Origin of the sequence: Brevundimonas sp., from assembly GCF_016463485.1 — a bacterium.
Taxonomy (GTDB): domain Bacteria; phylum Pseudomonadota; class Alphaproteobacteria; order Caulobacterales; family Caulobacteraceae; genus Brevundimonas.
Window position 1 is genome coordinate 1 of the sequence record NZ_JAEMRD010000212.1, and the last position, 3,704, is coordinate 3,704.

General features: G+C 69.0%; 4 protein-coding genes. 1 reads left to right on the plus strand and 3 read right to left on the minus strand.

The annotated features are described in order from the left end of the window. From JHC99_RS17895 to JHC99_RS17905, 3 genes are all read right to left on the minus strand, one after another. Positions 1–624, minus strand: a 624-nt coding sequence (locus JHC99_RS17895) for an L-threonylcarbamoyladenylate synthase (protein WP_292156028.1), incomplete at its 3' end; no start/stop codon positions are given. Next, positions 621–1,154 carry a YceI family protein gene (locus JHC99_RS17900; protein ID WP_292156029.1) on the minus strand — a complete coding sequence of 178 codons (534 nt, stop codon included), beginning with the start codon at positions 1,152–1,154 and terminating at the stop codon, positions 621–623. The genes JHC99_RS17900 and JHC99_RS17895, both read right to left, overlap by 4 nt. 37 nt (positions 1,155–1,191) lie before the next feature. Beyond that, positions 1,192–1,743: a cytochrome b gene (locus JHC99_RS17905; protein ID WP_292156030.1), complete on the minus strand. Its 552-nt coding sequence runs from the start codon at positions 1,741–1,743 to the stop codon at positions 1,192–1,194. Between the two features lie 131 nt (positions 1,744–1,874). Here JHC99_RS17905 and JHC99_RS17910 point away from each other — a divergent pair, with 131 nt between their 5' ends. Beyond that, positions 1,875–3,659 carry an acyl-CoA dehydrogenase gene (locus tag JHC99_RS17910; protein ID WP_292156032.1) on the plus strand — a complete coding sequence of 595 codons (1,785 nt, stop codon included), beginning with the start codon at positions 1,875–1,877 and terminating at the stop codon, positions 3,657–3,659. The last annotated feature ends 45 nt before the right edge of the window (positions 3,660–3,704 follow it).

The following is a 3,704-nucleotide window of genomic DNA, read 5'->3' on the forward strand; positions in this document are numbered from 1 at the left end:
GCCGTCGAGGGCTCCGGCCAGCGGCCCGACCAGGGCCTCGATCTCGTCGCGCGTCACTGCACCGGGCCTGAGCAAGGCCACCCGCCCGTCCAGAACCGAGACCACCGTGCTCTCCACCCCCACCGCGCAGGGTCCGCCGTCGATGGCGGCCGCCACCGCGAACCCCGTCTCCTCGACCGCATCGGCGAAGGTCGTCGGGCTGGGCCGGCCCGATCGGTTGGCGGACGGCGCGACCACTGCCCCGCCGAAGGCCGCGATCACCGCCCTCGCCTTCGCATGGCCGGGCACCCGCACCGCCACACTGTCCAGCCCCGCCCGCGCCAGGTCGCAGACCCGGTCGCCGGCCCGCACCGGCGCCACGATGGTCAGCGGGCCGGGCCAGAAGGCCTCGGCCAGTCGCCGCGCCGCCGCATCGAACATGGCGATCGCCTCAGCCGCCGCCGCATCTTCTACATGGGCGATCAGGGGGTTGAAACGCGGTCTTCCCTTGGCCTCGAAGATGGCTGCGACCGCCTCCGCATTCGCCGCATCGGCCGCCAGCCCATAGACCGTCTCGGTCGGCAGCAGGATCAGCCGCCCGTCCCGCAGCGCCTGCGCCGCCTGGACGGTGTCGCCCCCGGTCACGACGCCCGGCGCGTGGCCAGGGCCACATCGACCCTCACCTGTCTCGCCACCAGGGCGTTCATCGCCCCTTGCGTCCCGATGCCGTAGTCGGCGCGGTCCAGCACGAACCCGCCCCGCATCCGCGCTGTCCCACCGTCCACCGACAGGGTCACGGGAAAGGTCACCGGACGGGTCCGATCGCGCACCGTCACATCGGCCCGCGCCGTGTATCGCCCCGGCGCGGTCGGCTCCAACTCGCGCAACTGGAACCGGATCGTGGGATAGCGGTCGGCGTCCAGAAACCCGGGCCCGACGGCGCGCTGGGTCACCGCCGCCTGACGCATGGTCAGGCTGGCCGCCCGCACCGTGATCGCCACCTCTGCGTCTTCGGGCGCGTCGGGGTCAAAGCGGATGTCGCCGGTCCAGCGTCCGAACCGTCCTGTCTGGGTCACCCCCAGCGCCCGCACCGACATCGTGATGGCCGAGCTTTCGCCGATGACGGCCCAGCGATCCGCCACGGCACCCGCAGGCCCGGCGACAATGATCGCCATCAGCCCGGCACCCATCAAGGACGCGAACCGTCTCATCTCAGGGCCGACGCGGGATCAGCGGGATCATCCGGTGCAGGACATTGTCGCGATCCACGAAATGATGCTTCAGCGCCGCCACGACGTGCAGGGCCAGCAGTACGTAAAGGACCTTCACCCCCGCCTCATGCATGTCCATGAAGGTTCCTGCCAGCTCCCGGCTCTGTGGCAGGGGCAACAGCGGCCAGCTGAACAGGCCGAACCACTCGATCGCTCGCCCGGCCGCCGACGACGCCGCCCACCCGCCCAGCGGCAGGCCGATCAGCAGGACATAGAAAAGCACATGGGTCGCCTTCGCCGCGAAAGCCTGCCATTTCGGCGTCCCCGCCGGCATGGACAGGGCCGGGTTGGCGATCCGCCACCCGATCCGCGCGAGGGTCAGGACGAGGATGGTCAGGCCGAGCGCCTTGTGGATCTGGATGAACTCGCGCGACAGCGGTCCCTCGGTGGCTTCGTGCGCGGTGATCAGCAGCACCTGGGCCAGGATCATCAGCGCCAGCCCCCAGTGGAAGGCCAGCGACACGGCGGAATAGCGGTTTCTCGGCTCGGCCATGAAAGCTCCTATCGGAATCGACCGGCACACTGAAGCAGCCGATGCGGTTCGCCAAGACGCTTGCGTGTCCAAGAGTCTTGCCTGCCGTTGCGGCATGACGGCAAGAAGACGCGTTCCACAGGATGCCCGCCATGCCGTACCGTTCGCCCGTCCGTGACCTCGCCTTCAGCCTGACCGCCGTCGCCGGCATCGACCAGGTCGCCGCAACCGGGGCCTTTCCCGACTATGACGCCGATCTGATGGCGGCGGTGCTGGAGGCGGCCGGGTCGTTTTCGGACGAGGTTCTGGCCCCCATCAACCGGGCGGGTGATCAGAAGGGTGCGACCTATGCCAACGGTGCCGTGACCTGTGCCCCCGGATTCGCCGACGCCTATCGCCAGTTCGCCGAGGGCGGCTGGACCGGCCTGACGGCCTCGGCCGAAGCGGGTGGGCAGGCCCTGCCCAAAGCGCTTGAGCTCGCGGCCTATGAAACGGTCCAGGGTGCCAACATGGCCTTCGCCCTGTGCCCCATGCTGTCGCTGGGCACGATCGAGGCGCTGGAGACCCACGGCACCGAGCATCAGAAGGCCGCCTACCTTCCCCGGCTGGTTTCCGGCGAATGGACCGGGGCCATGTGCCTCACGGAACCCCAGGCCGGCTCTGACCTGGGCGCACTGACCACTACCGCGACGCCCAACGGCGACGGGACCTACAGCCTGACGGGTCAGAAGATCTACATCACCTGGGGCGACCATGACGCCACGGCCAACATCGTCCACATGGTGCTGGCCCGACTGCCCGACGCGCCTCCCGGTCCGAAGGGCATCAGCCTGTTCCTGACCAACAAGTTCGAGGTGAAGCCGGACGGCACGCTGGGCGGTCGCAACGGATTTCGCCCCGTCGGCATCGAGCACAAGCTGGGCATCCACGCCTCGCCGACCTGTGTGATGGCCTATGAAGGTGCCCGCGCCGAACTGGTGGGCCAGCCGAACCAGGGCCTGGCCCATATGTTCGTCATGATGAACAACGCCCGCGTCGCCGTCGGCGTCCAGGGGGTCGGGGTCGCCGAAGGTGCCTATCAGCACGCCCTGGCCTATGCGCTGGAGCGGCGTCAGGGGCGCTCGGTATGGACCGGAGAGGCCAACGCCCCGATCATCGACCATCCCGACATCCGCCGGATGCTGGGCGTGATGAAGTCCAGGATCGAGGCCGCGCGCGGGATATATCTGGCCACCGGCGTCGCCGCCGACCTGGCAAAACACGCCGCGACCGATGAAGAGCGCAAGGCCTGGAAGGGCCGCGAAGACCTGCTGACCCCCATCGCCAAGGCCTGGGGCACCGACGTCGGATGCGACGTCGCCTCCATGGGCGTCCAGATTCATGGCGGCATGGGCTATGTGGAAGAGACCGGGGCCGCCCAGTACTATCGCGACGCTCGCATTACCCCGATCTATGAAGGGACCAACGGCATCCAGGCCATGGACCTCGTGGGTCGCAAACTGTCGCAGGACGGCGGGGCCTCGGCCAAGGCCGTCATCGCCGAGATGCGGAATACCTTGACCGCGCTCGGCAAACTCTATTCCGGCAAGCCCGTCGAACGGTTCAAGACCGCCATAGAGGCCGTCGAGGACGCCACCCTGTGGCTGCTGGACGCCAAGGCCGATCCTGCGCGCGGTGCCGACGTCCTGGCCGCCGCCGACGCCTATCTGAAACTGCTGGGCGACGTCATCGGCGGCTGGATGCTGGCCAAGGGCGCGCTGGCCGCCAAGGCAAAAATCGACACCGGCGAGGGCGACGCGGAATGGCTGGAGGGCAAGATCGTCCTCTACGAAGTCTATGCCGCCAACGTCCTAGGCCACGTTTCCAGCCGCCTCGCCGCCGTCGGCCAGGGCGGACCGTTGCTGGAGCGGCTGAGCCGGGCTGCGCTGGGAGTCTGACGCCGCCCTAGGGGGCTGCGTCATTTCCGGACGCACCCCCTGCAC